The sequence below is a fragment of the Arthrobacter sp. LFS091 genome (assembly GCF_047977885.1).
Lineage (GTDB): Bacteria > Actinomycetota > Actinomycetes > Actinomycetales > Micrococcaceae > Arthrobacter.
In genome coordinates this window covers 370,733-384,853 of record NZ_JBFPFP010000001.1, presented here as the reverse complement: position 1 = coordinate 384,853, position 14,121 = coordinate 370,733, and the positions used below count along the sequence as shown (strand labels likewise).

General features: G+C 60.7%; 16 protein-coding genes. 9 read left to right on the top strand and 7 right to left on the bottom strand.

Annotated elements, in window-relative coordinates:
* Window positions 1-47: 47 nt before the first annotated feature.
* The 5 genes from ACNQOP_RS01790 (at window position 48) to ACNQOP_RS01770 (ending at window position 5,224) form a co-directional block, all read left to right on the top strand.
* The gene (locus ACNQOP_RS01790) at window positions 48-1,481 is read left to right on the top strand and encodes a dipeptidase (protein ID WP_416403131.1); all 1,434 of its coding nucleotides are present in this window, start codon (window positions 48-50) and stop codon (window positions 1,479-1,481) included.
* A 164-nt stretch (window positions 1,482-1,645) separates the two neighbouring features.
* Window positions 1,646-2,035 carry a HesB/IscA family protein gene (locus tag ACNQOP_RS01785; protein ID WP_211712345.1) on the top strand — a complete coding sequence of 130 codons (390 nt, stop codon included), beginning with the start codon at window positions 1,646-1,648 and terminating at the stop codon, window positions 2,033-2,035.
* A 183-nt stretch (window positions 2,036-2,218) separates the two neighbouring features.
* A complete protein-coding gene (gene coxB / locus ACNQOP_RS01780; protein ID WP_235520699.1) occupies window positions 2,219-3,091 on the top strand; it encodes a cytochrome c oxidase subunit II in 873 nt (290 codons plus the stop codon).
* A 10-nt stretch (window positions 3,092-3,101) separates the two neighbouring features.
* Window positions 3,102-4,826: a cytochrome c oxidase subunit I gene (gene ctaD, locus ACNQOP_RS01775; RefSeq protein WP_235520698.1), complete on the top strand. Its 1,725-nt coding sequence runs from the start codon at window positions 3,102-3,104 to the stop codon at window positions 4,824-4,826.
* On the top strand, window positions 4,823-5,224 hold the full coding sequence (locus tag ACNQOP_RS01770; protein WP_257368042.1) for a cytochrome c oxidase subunit 4: 402 nt from the start codon (window positions 4,823-4,825) through the stop codon (window positions 5,222-5,224). The genes ctaD and ACNQOP_RS01770 overlap by 4 nt, the downstream gene beginning before the upstream one ends.
* 118 nt (window positions 5,225-5,342) lie before the next feature.
* Here ACNQOP_RS01770 and ACNQOP_RS01765 read toward each other — a convergent pair whose 3' ends face one another.
* Window positions 5,343-5,636 (bottom strand): HPr family phosphocarrier protein, encoded by a 294-nt coding sequence (locus tag ACNQOP_RS01765; RefSeq protein WP_257368043.1) that lies wholly within the window; start codon window positions 5,634-5,636, stop codon window positions 5,343-5,345.
* A 155-nt stretch (window positions 5,637-5,791) separates the two neighbouring features.
* Between ACNQOP_RS01765 and ACNQOP_RS01760 the strand changes: the two genes are divergently transcribed.
* Window positions 5,792-6,580, top strand: coding sequence for a GntR family transcriptional regulator (locus tag ACNQOP_RS01760; protein WP_235522057.1), 789 nt, complete (start codon window positions 5,792-5,794; stop codon window positions 6,578-6,580).
* Window positions 6,581-6,708: 128 nt separating this feature from the next.
* Here the strand turns inward: ACNQOP_RS01760 and ACNQOP_RS01755 are convergent, their stop codons facing one another.
* The 4 genes from ACNQOP_RS01755 to ACNQOP_RS01740 form a co-directional block, all read right to left on the bottom strand.
* Complete coding sequence (locus tag ACNQOP_RS01755) at window positions 6,709-8,382, bottom strand: cytochrome b (RefSeq protein ID WP_257368045.1); 1,674 nt, start codon at window positions 8,380-8,382, stop codon at window positions 6,709-6,711.
* Window positions 8,360-9,430, bottom strand: a complete 1,071-nt coding sequence (locus ACNQOP_RS01750) for a ubiquinol-cytochrome c reductase iron-sulfur subunit (protein ID WP_235522055.1) — start codon at window positions 9,428-9,430, stop codon at window positions 8,360-8,362. The genes ACNQOP_RS01755 and ACNQOP_RS01750 overlap by 23 nt, the downstream gene beginning before the upstream one ends.
* 95 nt (window positions 9,431-9,525) lie before the next feature.
* Complete coding sequence (locus ACNQOP_RS01745) at window positions 9,526-10,314, bottom strand: c-type cytochrome (RefSeq protein WP_257368046.1); 789 nt, start codon at window positions 10,312-10,314, stop codon at window positions 9,526-9,528.
* Window positions 10,315-10,403: 89 nt separating this feature from the next.
* Window positions 10,404-11,078 (bottom strand): cytochrome c oxidase subunit 3, encoded by a 675-nt coding sequence (locus tag ACNQOP_RS01740; RefSeq protein WP_255774424.1) that lies wholly within the window; start codon window positions 11,076-11,078, stop codon window positions 10,404-10,406.
* Between the two features lie 112 nt (window positions 11,079-11,190).
* On the opposite strand from ACNQOP_RS01740, the gene trpD reads away from it, so the two are divergent.
* Window positions 11,191-12,249: an anthranilate phosphoribosyltransferase gene (trpD, locus tag ACNQOP_RS01735; protein WP_416403130.1), complete on the top strand. Its 1,059-nt coding sequence runs from the start codon at window positions 11,191-11,193 to the stop codon at window positions 12,247-12,249.
* Window positions 12,250-12,267: 18 nt separating this feature from the next.
* Here the strand turns inward: trpD and ACNQOP_RS01730 are convergent, their stop codons facing one another.
* A complete protein-coding gene (locus tag ACNQOP_RS01730) occupies window positions 12,268-12,546 on the bottom strand; it encodes an Lrp/AsnC family transcriptional regulator (RefSeq protein ID WP_257368048.1) in 279 nt (92 codons plus the stop codon).
* Window positions 12,547-12,618: 72 nt separating this feature from the next.
* Entirely contained in the window at window positions 12,619-13,008 is a 390-nt protein-coding gene (locus ACNQOP_RS01725) for a DUF3054 domain-containing protein (protein ID WP_257368049.1), read from the bottom strand.
* 126 nt (window positions 13,009-13,134) lie between these two features.
* On the opposite strand from ACNQOP_RS01725, the gene ACNQOP_RS01720 reads away from it, so the two are divergent.
* Window positions 13,135-13,593: a VOC family protein gene (locus tag ACNQOP_RS01720; RefSeq protein WP_257368050.1), complete on the top strand. Its 459-nt coding sequence runs from the start codon at window positions 13,135-13,137 to the stop codon at window positions 13,591-13,593.
* Between the two features lie 87 nt (window positions 13,594-13,680).
* A complete protein-coding gene (locus ACNQOP_RS01715; protein ID WP_257368051.1) occupies window positions 13,681-14,109 on the top strand; it encodes a VOC family protein in 429 nt (142 codons plus the stop codon).
* Window positions 14,110-14,121: the final 12 nt, after the last annotated feature.

Here is a 14,121-nt window from a genome sequence, read left to right as displayed (position 1 = left end):
TCCGTGCCTGCCCCGCCGGGAGAACGCCCGGCGGTAAAGTGTGGCCCATGACTTCAGCACATGCGGAGACCCCGCAGAACAAGCCCCTGGACTCCGGCGCTACCCCGGTGGAGGCACTGACCCGGGCGGTCCATGACTCCTTCGATGCCACTCTGGCATCCTTGAAAGACCTGGTCGCCATACCGGGAATTGCCTGGTCCAGCTTCGACCCCTCGGAACTGGATAAGAGCGCCGAAGCTGTTTCCGCACTGGTAAAGGCAACAGGCATGGAGGACGTCCACATCCTTCGTTGCGACAAAAGTGACGGCACCCCCGGCGGGCCCGCCGTCGTCGCGCGCCGTCCCCCGGCGGAAGGCAAGCCGACCATCCTCCTTTACGCCCACCACGACGTACAGCCCCCCGGAGACCGTGGACTGTGGGAGTCGGAGCCGTTCGCCGCTGAGGAACGTGACGGTCGGCTGTATGGTCGCGGTGCGGCTGATGACAAGGCAGGCATCATGGCCCACCTGGCGGCCTACAGTGCAGCAACCAAAGTCCTGGGCGAGGATTTCGGCCTCGGAGTGACATTCTTCTTCGAAGGCGAGGAAGAGGCGGGCTCGCCCACCTTCAGGACTTTCCTCGAGGAGCATCGCGAACTCCTGCGTTCTGATGTCATTGTTGTTGCAGACTCCAGCAACTGGAAAGTGGGCGTTCCGGCCCTGACCACCAGCCTGCGCGGCCTCGTTGACGGCACTTTTGAAGTCCGCGTGCTCGACCACGCGGTGCACTCCGGGATGTTCGGCGGCCCAGTGCTCGACGCCCCGACCCTACTTTCGCGGCTCATTGCTACCCTCCACGATGACGAGGGCAACGTCGCTGTTGCCGGTCTGGTGGGCCGGGACGAGGTGGCCGTGGACCTCGCCGAAGCGGACTATCGCGCCGACGCGTCAGTGCTCGACGGCGTGCGGCTCGCCGGGAGCGGTACCATCGCTTCCCGCTTGTGGACCAAGCCCGCCCTTTCGATCATTGGCATGGACGTTCCGGCAGTGGACGTTGCCTCCAACACGCTCATTCCGGCGGCGCGAGCCAAATTCAGCATGCGGCTGGCGCCCGGCCAGGACCCCGAGGCCGCCATGGACGCCCTGCGGCGGCACGTCGAGTCCCATGCTCCGTTCGGCGCCAAGGTGACCTTCACGCCGGGGGAGAGGGGCGATGCGTTCTCCACCGATACGTCATCAGCTGCGGCCCGGGTGGCCCTTTGGGCCCTGGGGGAGTCCTGGGGAGTGAAGCCTGTCGAGATGGGAATAGGTGGATCCATTCCCTTCATCGCGGACCTCCTGGAAATGTACCCGGAAGCCCAGATCCTGGTGACCGGGGTGGAAGACCCTGATTCCAGGGCCCACAGTGCCAACGAGTCACTGCATATCGGCGATTTCCGCCATGCTGTGGTCGCAGAGGCTCTCATGCTGGCCAGGCTCAATGCCGAGGGCCTCGCGGGCTGAACCGAAAGTGCAGGCCGGGAACAACCAAATGCCGCAGGTGGTTACGTCAGGAGTTATAGCTAAGCGTCTGCGCGACGTAGCATTAGCTATAACCCGTACGTAATTGGGTAAGGGCAGGCAGCGTCCCGGCGCCGCCGCCAAGAGCTTCATAAGAAGGTAGGCCAATGAGCACTGCAACCAACGAAAACAGCACCGGAACGCAGGTCGTCGCCAACGACGAACTGGCCACGCACGAGGTCAATCTGACCGACGTCGCCGCAGGCAAGGTCCGCAGCCTCCTCGAGCAGGAAGGGCGCACCGATCTTCGGCTGCGCGTTGCAGTCCAGCCCGGCGGATGCTCCGGCTTGATCTACCAGCTCTACTTCGACGAGCGCCTGCTCGACGGCGACGCCGTGCGTGACTATGACGGCGTCGAGGTCGTGGTGGACAAGATGAGCGTTCCGTATCTCAGCGGCGCAAGCATCGACTTCGAAGACACCATCTCGAAGCAGGGCTTCACCATTGATAACCCGAACGCGGGCGGCTCCTGCGCCTGCGGTGATTCATTCCACTGATGTGAGCCGTCGCTGCACGTCGGCGCCACTTCCGACGCGGTTAAACGCGTTGGGAGCCACGGCGCCGACATGTGCGCGAAAACCGCTTGATAGCGGTAAGCTCTACATCGGGTAGTAAAACTTTTAGTGTGCCCGGTGAGCCTTCGGCCTGCCGGGAGACAGCAACAAGAGGAAGGGCCGTCTGTGAGTTCGCAGAACCGAACCGGCAGCCGACGCATAAAGATCACCTCGATCACTGGCTTGGCAGTCGCCGGCGCGTTGGTTTTGACCGGATGTTCACCAGAGGTAGAGAAGGGTTGGCTGCCAACAGAGCGCGGCACGACCAACCACACTGACCGGATCATGGACCTCTGGGTCAACTCATGGATCGCCGCCTTGGCAGTCGGTATCATCACGTGGGGCCTCCTGGTCTGGTGCATCATCGCGTACCGTCGCCGCAAGGGCACCACGGGATTCCCCAAGCAGCTCAGCTACAACCTGCCGCTTGAGGTCTTCTACTTGACCATTCCGCTGTTCATGGTGCTGGTGTTCTTCTACTTCACCGACCAGGACCAGCGTGCGATCGATGACCGTTCGCAGCCTGCCGACGTCGTTGTTGACGTCCGCGGCAAGCAGTGGGCTTGGGACTTCAACTACAAAAAGGGTGAGGTCGTCAACGAGGACCTCCACGAGGCCGGCGTCCAGGCCCACCTGACCGGCAACGATGTCGACAAGGAACTCCTCCCCACGTTGTACTTGCCCGTTGGCAAGTCCGTGGACCTGGAGCTGAACTCCCGCGATGTCATCCACTCATTCTGGGTTCCCGCATTCCTCCAGAAGCGCGACATGATCCCTGGTAAGACGAACTACATCAGGTTCACCCCCACCAAGGAGGGCACCTTCGATGGCAAGTGTGCCGAGCTCTGCGGTGAATACCACTCCGAAATGCTCTTCCGAGTCAAGGTTGTCTCCGAGTCTGAATTCCAGTCGCACATGGACAAGCTTCGCCAAGAAGGCAACACGGGTCTCCTCGGTGCGGAATACGACCGCAACCCGAACCTGAACGAATCCAAGTAAGGGGAGCGACGTGGCTACGTACACTCAATCCGCGCCGGGGGTTCTTGAAGCTCCGGTAGTACCCAAGTCCAAGGGACGCATCGTCGTCAACTGGATCACTTCCACCGACCACAAGACCATCGGGTACATGTACCTCATTGCGTCCTTCGTGTTCTTCTGCCTCGGTGGTGTCATGGCCCTGCTGATCCGCGCCGAGCTCTTTGAGCCCGGCATGCAGATCCTGCAGACCAAAGAGCAGTACAACCAGATGTTCACGATGCACGGCACCGTCATGCTGCTGATGTTCGCAACCCCGCTGTTTGCGGGCTTCGCCAACGTCATCATGCCGCTGCAAATCGGTGCTCCCGATGTCGCCTTCCCGCGTTTGAACGCCTTGGCCTTCTGGTTCTTCCTCTTTGGTTCCACCATCGCCGTCTCAGGCTTCATCACCCCCCAGGGTGCTGCGTCATTCGGTTGGTTCGCCTACGCTCCACTGTCGAACACCACGTTCAGCCCTGGTGTAGGTGGTGACCTGTGGGTCTTTGGCCTCGCGCTCTCAGGCTTCGGAACCATCCTTGGTGCCGTCAACTTCATCACCACCATCATCTGCATGCGTGCACCGGGCATGACCATGTGGCGTATGCCGATCTTCACCTGGAACACTCTCGTGACGGCTATCCTCGTCCTGATGGCCTTCCCGCCGCTGGCAGCTGCGCTGTTCGCGCTCGGCGCGGACCGTCGCTTCGGTGCCCACATCTTTGACCCTGAAAATGGCGGTGCCGTTCTCTGGCAGCACCTCTTCTGGTTCTTCGGACACCCCGAGGTGTACATCATCGCCCTGCCGTTCTTCGGCATTGTTTCCGAGATCTTCCCGGTGTTCAGCCGCAAGCCGATCTTCGGCTACAAGGGGCTCGTGTACGCCACCATCGCCATTGCTGCACTTTCCGTTACCGTGTGGGCACACCACATGTACGTGACCGGTTCGGTGTTGCTGCCGTTCTTCGCCTTCATGACCATGCTGATCGCGGTACCGACGGGCGTGAAGTTCTTCAACTGGATCGGAACGCTCTGGCAGGGTTCCATCACCTTTGAAACTCCTATGCTCTGGAGCATCGGGTTCCTGGTGACCTTCCTCTTCGGTGGCCTGACGGGCATCATCCTGGCGTCGCCGCCGCTCGACTTCCACGTCTCGGACTCCTACTTCGTGGTGGCGCACTTCCACTACGTGGTCTTCGGTACGGTTGTGTTCGCCATGTTCGCCGGCTTCTACTTCTGGTGGCCAAAGTGGACGGGCAAGATGCTCAACGAACGCCTGGGTAAGATCCACTTCTGGCTCCTGTTCCTTGGTTTCCACGGCACTTTCCTCATCCAGCACTGGTTGGGTGTCGAAGGCATGCCGCGTCGTTACGCCGACTACATGCCGCAGGATAACTTCACCTGGATGAACCAGTTCTCCACTATCTCCTCCTTCGTACTGGGCGCCTCGCTGCTGCCGTTCTTCTGGAACGTCTACATCACCTGGCGCAGCAACAAGAAGGTTGAAGTTGATGATCCTTGGGGCTTCGGTGCCTCGCTGGAGTGGGCTACGTCCTGCCCGCCGCCGCGCCACAACTTCACCTCCTTGCCCCGTATCCGCTCCGAGCGCCCGGCACTGGACCTGCACCACCCCGAGTTGGCTCAGATCCACACCGCAGAGGCCCCGTCACCCGCAGCAGCTGTTTTGGGTAACGCCGACCAGAGGGACGTCAACAAATGAAAATTGAATCGTGGCTCTTCGGAGCCGGAGTCTTCTTCTTCGTCCCCGTAGCCATCGCCTATGGCTTCCTGACCAATTGGTCTGAGTGGGTCGGCGTCTTGGGAATCCTCTTGGTCGGTGGCCTTGCGGGCATGATCGGCGCATACCTTGGTTTCACCGGCAAGCGTGTCGGCATGCGTCCGGAAGACCGTCCCGATGCAGAGGTTCACGAGGGCGCAGGCGAACAGGGGCACTTCAGCCCTTGGAGCTGGTGGCCGCTGGTTCTCGGCCTTGCCTGCGCAGGCGGCTTCCTGGGTCTCGCAGTTGGTTTCTGGATCACCTACGTTGCCGGTGGTCTGGCCTTGGTGGCACTCATTGGCTGGGTCTTTGAATACAGCCGTGGCGACCACGCACACTAGCAGCACCTGAGAACAAATAGAGGGCCCCACCGAAAGGTGGGGCCCTTTCTTTTAACATCGTTCCAAGGTTTCGCAGTGTTGCTCGCCTGCTCGGCGCACCGGGATGCTGGATGTCCGTTCAGTGACCCTCAGAGGCCTCCAGAACGGACGAAAGTTGCGCCAGGGCATTCTCGATGCTTGAGATACTGTGCTCGTCAGCGAGGGCCTCTGGAGCTACTCCGAGGAAAACCTCGCAGCCGTGGGCAAAGTCCTCTGTCATGACCTCCAACAATGAGCGTGCGTCAACAGCACGACCTTCCCGTTTCCGAATTGTCACTGGCAGCCCGGTCTCCGTGACAGCACGAACGAATACGGCGGCGGCCCGCGCATGCAGTCCGATCCCGGCAGCGACGTAGGTCTTCAGCTCCGGCAACCTCAACTCCTTTGTTACGACGGATGCTCCGCGTGAAATGATCCATATAAGCGTAGCTGGCCCAGCTGTTACCAGTAGGTACCGAAGGCAGTGGTCTAGACCTGACGTGCCAGTGAATTATCCTTAAGCCATGACTCACATGATGGATAGCAGCCGTGCCTGAAGCGGCGAGTATCGCTGGAGATATCGACCGGACCAGCGGAACACCCATCTACGTCCAGCTACGCGAAATCCTCCGGACCTTCATAGCACAGTCCTGTCCGCCCGGGTCTTCGCTGCCGTCCGAGAGGGACCTTTCCGAACGTTTCGGCTTGGCCCGAATGACCGTGCGCCAAGCAATTGACGCCTTGGTCGGCGAAGATGTCATAGAGCGCGTCGTCGGCCTCGGAACCTTCGTGAAGAAGCCCAAACTGGATCTCCAGGTGAAGTTGACCTCCTACAGCGAGGAGATGCAGCGACGAGGCATGGTTCCGGCCGCCAAGGTCCTCAGCTTTGAGCAGATCGCAGCAAGTGCCTTCCTGGCGCGCGAATTGCAACTGGATGAGGGTACGCCGCTGGTGCGGTTCCGACGCCTGCTGTTGGCAGATAACGAGCCAATGAGCGTTGATGAGAACTTTATCCCAGCCCACCGCGTCCCCGGCTTGTTGGATGAGGCCCCACCCACATCGCTCTATAACGTCCTGAGCGAACGTTTCGGACTGGTCATGGAGTGGGGCGAGGACATGATTGAGGCCACCGCCGCGTCACCGTCCACGGCCCGCCTTCTCAACGTCGACGTCGGTTCGCCCCTCCTAAAGATCCAGCGCCATGCCTTTGTGGCTCGGGCGATGGTGGACTACTCCGTGTCGTATTACCGGGCAGACCGATACAAGCTGTGGGTACCCCTCCAGCGTCCTGGCGTCCGTCCTACCCGTAATTACTCGTCGGGCTACAGGACGCCCTAAGCGGCGACGCCAGCCAAAGCCGGCCCACCGCCGTCGTTGCTGTACCGGTGTAATGAAGGGCACGTAAAAAGCCCGGCTGGAGAAATCCAGCCGGGCTTTTTACGTGATCTGACAGAGGCTACTGGGCGCTAGTGGCTCAGGCTCTTCTGGTCTTCACCGGAGGTGATTGCTTCATGGTGGCCATGAGCGTGTGCTGCTTCCAGTTCGGCCGGAGTTGCCGGTGCGACCCGGTCCTCGAAGAACCACTTGGAGAGTGCCGCGCGGCGCTTTTCCTGACGGGTGACCACACCGTGCTCGTTAGGCTGGGCCGGCAGGGGAGCAGGTGACTCGAAGCCAACCAGCTTGTATCGCTTGTACTCGTCCAACGGGGCGTGAACCTCGATGAACTCACCGTGCGGGAGGCGCACAATGCGGCCGGTTTCGCGGCCATGGAGTGCAATTTCGCGGTCCTTGCGCTGGAGAGCCAAAGCGATCCTCTTGGTCACGATGAACGCGATGATCGGGCCAATGAAGAACAGCGTGCGGAGCCAGTACGTAACGTCGTTCAACGACACGTGGAAGTGGGTTGCAATGAGGTCGGAACCAGCCGCTGCCCACATAACGCAGTACCAGGTGAAGCCTGCAACGCCGATTGCGGTACGCGTTGGAGCGTTACGCGGACGGTCGAGGACGTGGTGTTCCCGGTTGTCCTTGGTGATCCAGCGTTCGATCCAGGGGTAGGTAAACAGAACCGTGAAGATGATGCCGGCAGGCACGAGGGCCGGGAGCAGCACGTTCAGGGTCAGGGTGTGGCCAAAGACGATCCACTCGAAGTGGAAGTTGTTCACAACACCTGGCATGAGACGCAAGGCGCCGTCGACGAATCCGATGTACCAGTCAGGCTGCGTACCAGCCGAAACGGGCGAAGGATCGTACGGGCCGTAGTTCCAGATCGGGTTGATCGTGAATGCTGCAGCCATCAGGGCCAAGACGCCGAAGACGATGAAGAAGAATCCACCGGCCTTGGCTGCGTATACCGGGCCGAGGGGGTAGCCGACGACGTTGCCGTCATTACGGCCGGGGCCGGGGTACTGGGTGTGCTTGTGTACGACCACCATGAAGAGGTGGATGACAATCATCAGGAGGATAAGTGCCGGCACCAGCAGGATGTGCAGTACGTAGAGTCGGCCAATGATGGCCGTTCCCGGGAATTCTCCACCGAAGAGGAAGAACGAGATGTAAGTACCAATCACCGGGATGGACTTGATCACGCCGTCGATGATGCGCAGGCCGTTACCGGACAGCAGGTCATCAGGGAGCGAGTAGCCCGTAAAGCCGGCTGCCATGGCAAGAATCAGCAGGACGCCGCCCACTACCCAGTTCATTTCACGGGGCTTGCGGAACGCACCGGTGAAGAAGACACGCAGCATGTGAACGCCGAGTGAGGCCACGAACAGCAGTGCTGCCCAGTGGTGGACCTGGCGCATGAAGAGCCCGCCACGCACATCGAACGAGATGTTCAGCGAGGAGTTGTAAGCGACCGACATCTCGACGTTGTACAGCGGGGTGTACGAGCCCTGGTAGTGGGTCTCCGCCATGGACGGATCGAAGAAGAACGTCAGGAAGGTACCCGACATCAAAAGGATGACGAAGGAGTACAGTGCCACTTCGCCAAACATGAATGACCAGTGGTCCGGGAAGACCTTCCGGCCGAACTCACGCAGGATGCCGGAGCCGCCTACGCGCTCGTCAACGAAGTTGGTGAAACTACCAACCTTGGTTTTCGGAACGAAGGGGGCTTCAGCTGTTGATGAGGCGCTCATGCTCGTCACGCTCCCAGTAACTCGGTCCTACAGGTTCTCTGAAGTCGCTGGTGGCGACGAGGTAGCCCTCTGCATCAACTGCGATGGGCAGCTGGGGGAGCGGACGGCTGGCCGGCCCGAAGATGACCTTGCATTCCTGCGTAAGGTCGAACGTGGACTGGTGGCAGGGGCACAGGAGGTGGTGCGTCTGCTGCTCGTAGAGAGCAACGGGGCAACCAACGTGCGTGCAGATCTTGGAGTAAGCAACGATGCCGTTGTAGCTCCAGTTTTCACGGCCCTTGGAGGGGTTCAACGAGTTCGGGTCGAGGCGCATGAGCAGGACAACTGCTTTTGCCTTTTCATTCAACTTGCCTTCGTGCAGCTCGTTGAGTCCCTCGGGAATCACGTGGAATGCCGAACCAATGGTCACATCGGATGCCTTGATGGGGGTGCCATCAGGGTCACGGGTGAGTCGCTTCAGCTTGTCGCCGTCGGGTGCCCACATGGTGTGTGCAAGGGCTTTGTCCGGACGCGGACCCAAATCGCCGAAAATGGCGAGGGCCGGCAGGGGAGCCAATGCTACGGCACCAAGGAGGGTGTTGCGGATCAGCGGACGGCGCTTGATGCCCGTCTCCTCCACGATGTCGTCGACGATACGGACCGCAGCCTGGCGGTCTTCCTCGGTGCGGATGGCGTGACGCTCTTCCGACACTTCATGATCGGGCATCAGGGCCTTGGCCCAGTGCACGATGCCCGTTCCGATACCCAGCATGGCGAAAGCCGTTCCCAGGCCCAGAAGGAGGTTTTGGGTGCGGATGGTCGCAATGGTGGTGTCGTCGCCCAAATCGATGGCGAAGTACGCCACCAGGAAGACCAACGTACCGATGACGGAGGTGCCAAACAGAATGGCTACCTGACGCTCGGCGCGCTTCGCGGCTACCGGGTCCGTGTCAGCCAGGCGCAAACGATGCGGAGGAAGTCCAGGATCCTGGAACTTCTCCACCTCATTCTGACCAGCCGTAGCTACGGTGCCCGAGTGGTTCGGACTGCCGTCACTATGGTTGCCCATAATTCGCCTCATCCTTCTCTCGTTGTCTCGGCCGGGGCCGAGTTATTTTCAGTTTCAAACTGCTGACTGTGCAGCAGAAGTTTCTTGCCTGCAGGCTAGGACGTGCGGGACGTCAACCAGATGGTGAAGGCGATGATGACACCCAGGCCGGCAACCCAAACAAAGAGGCCTTCGGATACCGGACCAAGGGAACCAAGTTCAGCTCCACCGGGCGATCCATTGGCTTCAATCGTCTTCAGGAAGGTGATGATGTCGCGCTTGTCTTCAGGCGTGACGTTCGAATCGTTGAAGACGGGCATGTTCTGCGGGCCCGTGACCATGGCTTCGTAGATGTGGGCTTCGGTGACACCTGCCAGGCCGGGAGCGAACTTGCCGCGGGTCAACGCACCGCCAGCGGCTGCTGCGTTGTGGCACATCGCGCAGTTGACGCGGAAGAGCTCGCCGCCCTTGGCTGCGTCTCCCTTACCGTCGAGGAGCTTTTCCTCGGGAATTGCCGGACCTGCACCGAGGGAGGCAACGTAAGCAGCGAGCTGCTTGGTCTGTTCCTCATTGAACTGGGCGGGCTTCTTCTGGGCCTGGGGGCCGCTCATCTGCATGGGCATACGACCGGTACCAACCTGGAAGTCAACAGCAGCAGCACCCACGCCGACCAGCGAGGGGCCGTCGTTGGTTCCGCTTGCACCCATGCCGTGGCAGGTGGCGCAGTTGGCGGCGAAAAGTTTTCCGCCTTCTTCTACGTCACTGGCGCTGTAGCTAGTGGTGTCGGCCTTGGCCTGGTTGACGGTTGTGGCAACGGCGTAGAGCCCACCAGTGAGGAGGAGGCCCATCAACAGCAGCGCTATGGCTGCCAGTGGGTGACGTCGCTTCTGCGAGAGTGCCTTCACGTGGTGGTTCCTTTTTTCGATCCTGCGTCGGCTCCGGGAGCCGCTTCTTTAAATTCTGCCTCTTGTAGAAAAAGAGTCAAAGCTGGGGCTTACTTGAGGACGTAGATGACCAGGAAGAGGCCGATCCACACGACGTCGACGAAGTGCCAGTAGTAAGAGGTGACGATTGCCGACGTCGCTTCGAAGTGTCCGAACTTCTTGGCTGCAAAGGCGCGTCCAATGATGAACAGGAACGCGATCAAACCGCCGATGACGTGAAGGCCGTGGAAGCCTGTAGTCATGTAGAAGGCGGAGCCGTAGGCGTTGGACGACAGGGAAACATGCTCGGAGACGAGCATGGCGTATTCCGTGGTCTGGCCGGCTACGAAGAAGGCACCCATGATGAACGTGAGGACAAACCATTCCGACATGCCCCAGCGGGTGAACTGAAGCGGCCTGCCGGTCCGGCGGGGCTCCAGCCGCTCGGCGGCAAAGACGCCCATCTGGCAAGTAAAGGAACTAGCCACAAGGACGATGGTGTTGACGAGCGCAAACGGGAAGTTGAGCTTGGCCGTCTCCTCGGCCCACATCGTTCCCGATGTGGAGCGCAGGGTGAAGTACATGGCAAAGAGGCCGGCGAAGAACATCAACTCACTGGACAGCCAAACTACGGTTCCAACAGAAACCAAGTTGGGGCGGTTCAGCGTCGGGTGCGCCGGGGTACTGGGGGCATGGGTCGCAGATGTCACAAGGACATTATGTCTGTAAAAGTCCAGAGTTCCCAATGCAAACCACCGATTCGGGAGACTTTTTCTACAAAGACGCGAAATCGCGCGGAAAAGTTCCCGGCCCGGTTCACATTGGTCATCGGCGTGGCTGGCTCGATAGCATCAGGGAGTGACTTCTCCGGCATCGGCACCTGCAGCCAGCAACACCTGGCCAGGGCTCATCTCAGCACTGATCAACGGCGACGACCTTGCGGTGGCCAACACCGAATGGGCCATGAACACGATCATGTCCGGTGAAGCCACGCCGTCGCAGATCGCCGGCTTCCTTGTGGCCTTGCGTGCAAAGGGCGAGACGGTCGAAGAGCTGGCCGGCCTTGTCGAGGCCATGGTCCAGCACGCCAATCCCATCGGGATCACCGGGGAGAAGCTGGACATCGTTGGAACGGGAGGGGACCGCCTCAATACGGTCAACATATCCACCATGGCCGCGCTCGTTGCTGCGGGTGCGGGTGCAAAGGTGGTCAAGCACGGCAACAGGGCGGCATCGTCGACGTCCGGTTCTGCTGATGTCCTGGAAGCTCTGGGCGTGCGCCTTGACCTCTCGATCGAGCAGGTGGCCCGGAACGCCGAAGAGGCAGGAATCACGTTCTGTTTTGCCCAGGTTTTCCACCCTTCATTCCGTCACACGGCCGTCCCGAGGCGGGAGCTGGCCGTTCCAACAGCCTTCAATTTTCTGGGGCCGATGACCAACCCGGCCCATGTGCAGGCATCTGCTGTTGGTGTGGCCAATGCCAGGATGGCCCCGTTGGTTGCCGGAGTACTGGCCCGGCGTGGAAGCCGCGGATTGGTGTTCAGGGGTGACGACGGCCTGGATGAGCTCACGCCCACCGGGCCGTCCACGGTATGGGAAATCAGGGATGGAGCTGTTACGGAGCAGGTCTTCACTCCTGCGGACCTGGGAATAGGTCCCTCCAGCGTGGCCGATCTGCGGGGCGGTGACGCCGCAGCCAACGCTGCCGTTGTCCGGGAGATCCTCGACGGTAAGGGCGGGCCCGTGCGTGACGCTGTTCTCCTGAACGCGGCAGCAGGGCTGGTGTCCTTCGACCTTCAGGCCCAGGGCAGCCTGGTGGAGCGGATGGGTGCCGCCTTCGCCCGCGCAGCTGAAACTGTTGATTCGGGTAAGGCAGCCGCGGTCCTGGAGAAGTGGACGGCGCTCAGCCAGAGCTGACAGCTGACCCGGTTCTGTTTATTCGAAGCCGAGTGCGAATGCCGCATCGAGGTCGTGCTGCGAATACGCGCGGAACGCGATGTGTGTGGTGGTGTGGACCACAGAATCAACCTTTGAAAGCTTGTCGGCGATAACGTCGGCTAGCTCTTCATGCTTTGAAACCCTGGCCACCGCGATCAAGTCCCATTCGCCCGTGACGGAGTAGACCTCGCTGATGCCCTGGATGGCGGAGATTTGCTCGGCCGTCTCCGGGATGCGCGAGGCGTCGGTCTTGATCAGGACGAAAGCAGTGATCACGTGGGGCCCTTCCGGAAAAGCATCATTGCGGACGCTTTCCAGCCTAGTGCATCCACCATGTCCCGGGCTGGATCACACCCGGCTGCGCCCCTTGCGCACGACCCGCACCACCAAGGCCACCAGCGCGCGGTATCCAAGCAGGAAAACAGCGAGGCTGATCAGTGCTACCACGATGAACGGCAGTACGACTGTCTGCCCGGTGGCTGCCCTCAGGAGCATTCCCACCACTACCGTGCCCAGCCAGACGCCCACGCCGACCGGCCATAGGGAGAACGGCGCCCGCCATGCACGCAGGACCATCCATGCGATGGCGGCGCCGGCAAGGAAGGGCCACGCCGTGGTGAAGGCCCCGAGGACAATGTCGCCACGGGCATGAGCATCGCGACCAATGGCTGCGAAGACAAGAATCAACAAAAGGTCGGCGATTGCGGCCGGAAGCCACGGCTTGGATGGGGAAGGCATGCCTCCGACATTAGCGGCCATTGCGGTCAGGCGGGAATTCGCTCCGGGCCATTGTGGGGGTGAAAGCCCCGGTATTAGCCTCGGACGGGGGACAAGGAGTTCCCCGGTTCCTTGGAGGGATGGCAGATGCAGAAGATTTCCACCTGTTTGTGGTTCGACGGCCAGGCTGAGGAGGCAGCGGAGTTCTACACTTCCACGTTCGACAATTCGTCCATGGGCGAGGTTATGCCTGGGCCCGGCGGCAAGGCACTCACCGTGGAATTCGAGATCGAGGGCAGGCAGTTCATGGGCCTCAATGGTGGCCCATTGTTCAAGTTCACTGAGGCGGTTTCCATGGTGGTCAATTGCGACTCCCAAGAGGAAGTGGACCGCTATTGGGATGCCCTGCTCGTCGGGGGAGAAGAGAGCCAGTGTGGTTGGTTAAAGGACCGGTTTGGCCTTTCGTGGCAAGTTGTTCCCACTGGTATGGCCGGGATCCTCAATGGGCCGGACCCGGCAGGTTCCCAGCGCGCCATGGAAGCGATGATGAAGATGCGCAAGCTCGACATCAACGAGCTCCAAAGGGCTTACGACGGCGTTGAGTAACCATGGGGGACAGGCGCCGGACGCGCTGCTAGCATGTGCGCAGGGTGCCGTATTCACGCACCTGGCAACCATGAGGAGAACCGACCGATGACAACGCGCCTCAACCCATACATCTCATTCCGGGACAATGCCCGGGACGCAATCACGTTCTACGAATCCGTCTTTGGCGGTGAGCTGAACATCAGCACTTTCGGTGATATGCCGGGGAGTCAGGACCCGGCCGAAGCCGATAAGGTCATGCACGCCATGCTGGTCACTCCCGGCGGCCTGACCCTCATGGCAGCTGACACGCCGAACGGCATGGAATACAACCCCGGCGACAACATTTCTGTATCCCTTAGCGGTGACGCATCAGACGAAGCTGAGCTGCGTGGCTTCTGGGACAAGCTCGTCGACGGTGGTACGGTCACCGTTCCGCTCGAATCGGCGCCCTGGGGCGACACTTTTGGAATGTGCGTCGACAAGTTCGGTATCAACTGGTTGATCAACATCGCAGGAGAACAGCAGCAGCAGTAGCTCCACGATCCC

What these genes read in the sequence shown, in the direction of transcription:
- ACNQOP_RS01790 (WP_416403131.1), top strand. Translation starts at nt 48, where the DNA reads ATGACTTCAGCACATGCGGAGACCCCGCAGAACAAGCCCCTGGACTCC.
- ACNQOP_RS01785 (WP_211712345.1), top strand. Translation starts at nt 1,646, where the DNA reads ATGAGCACTGCAACCAACGAAAACAGCACCGGAACGCAGGTCGTCGCC.
- ACNQOP_RS01770 (WP_257368042.1), top strand. Translation starts at nt 4,823, where the DNA reads ATGAAAATTGAATCGTGGCTCTTCGGAGCCGGAGTCTTCTTCTTCGTC.
- ACNQOP_RS01755 (WP_257368045.1), bottom strand. Translation starts at nt 8,382, where the DNA reads ATGAGCGCCTCATCAACAGCTGAAGCCCCCTTCGTTCCGAAAACCAAG.
- ACNQOP_RS01750 (WP_235522055.1), bottom strand. Translation starts at nt 9,430, where the DNA reads ATGGGCAACCATAGTGACGGCAGTCCGAACCACTCGGGCACCGTAGCT.
- ACNQOP_RS01725 (WP_257368049.1), bottom strand. Translation starts at nt 13,008, where the DNA reads ATGCCTTCCCCATCCAAGCCGTGGCTTCCGGCCGCAATCGCCGACCTT.
- ACNQOP_RS01720 (WP_257368050.1), top strand. Translation starts at nt 13,135, where the DNA reads ATGCAGAAGATTTCCACCTGTTTGTGGTTCGACGGCCAGGCTGAGGAG.
- ACNQOP_RS01715 (WP_257368051.1), top strand. Translation starts at nt 13,681, where the DNA reads ATGACAACGCGCCTCAACCCATACATCTCATTCCGGGACAATGCCCGG.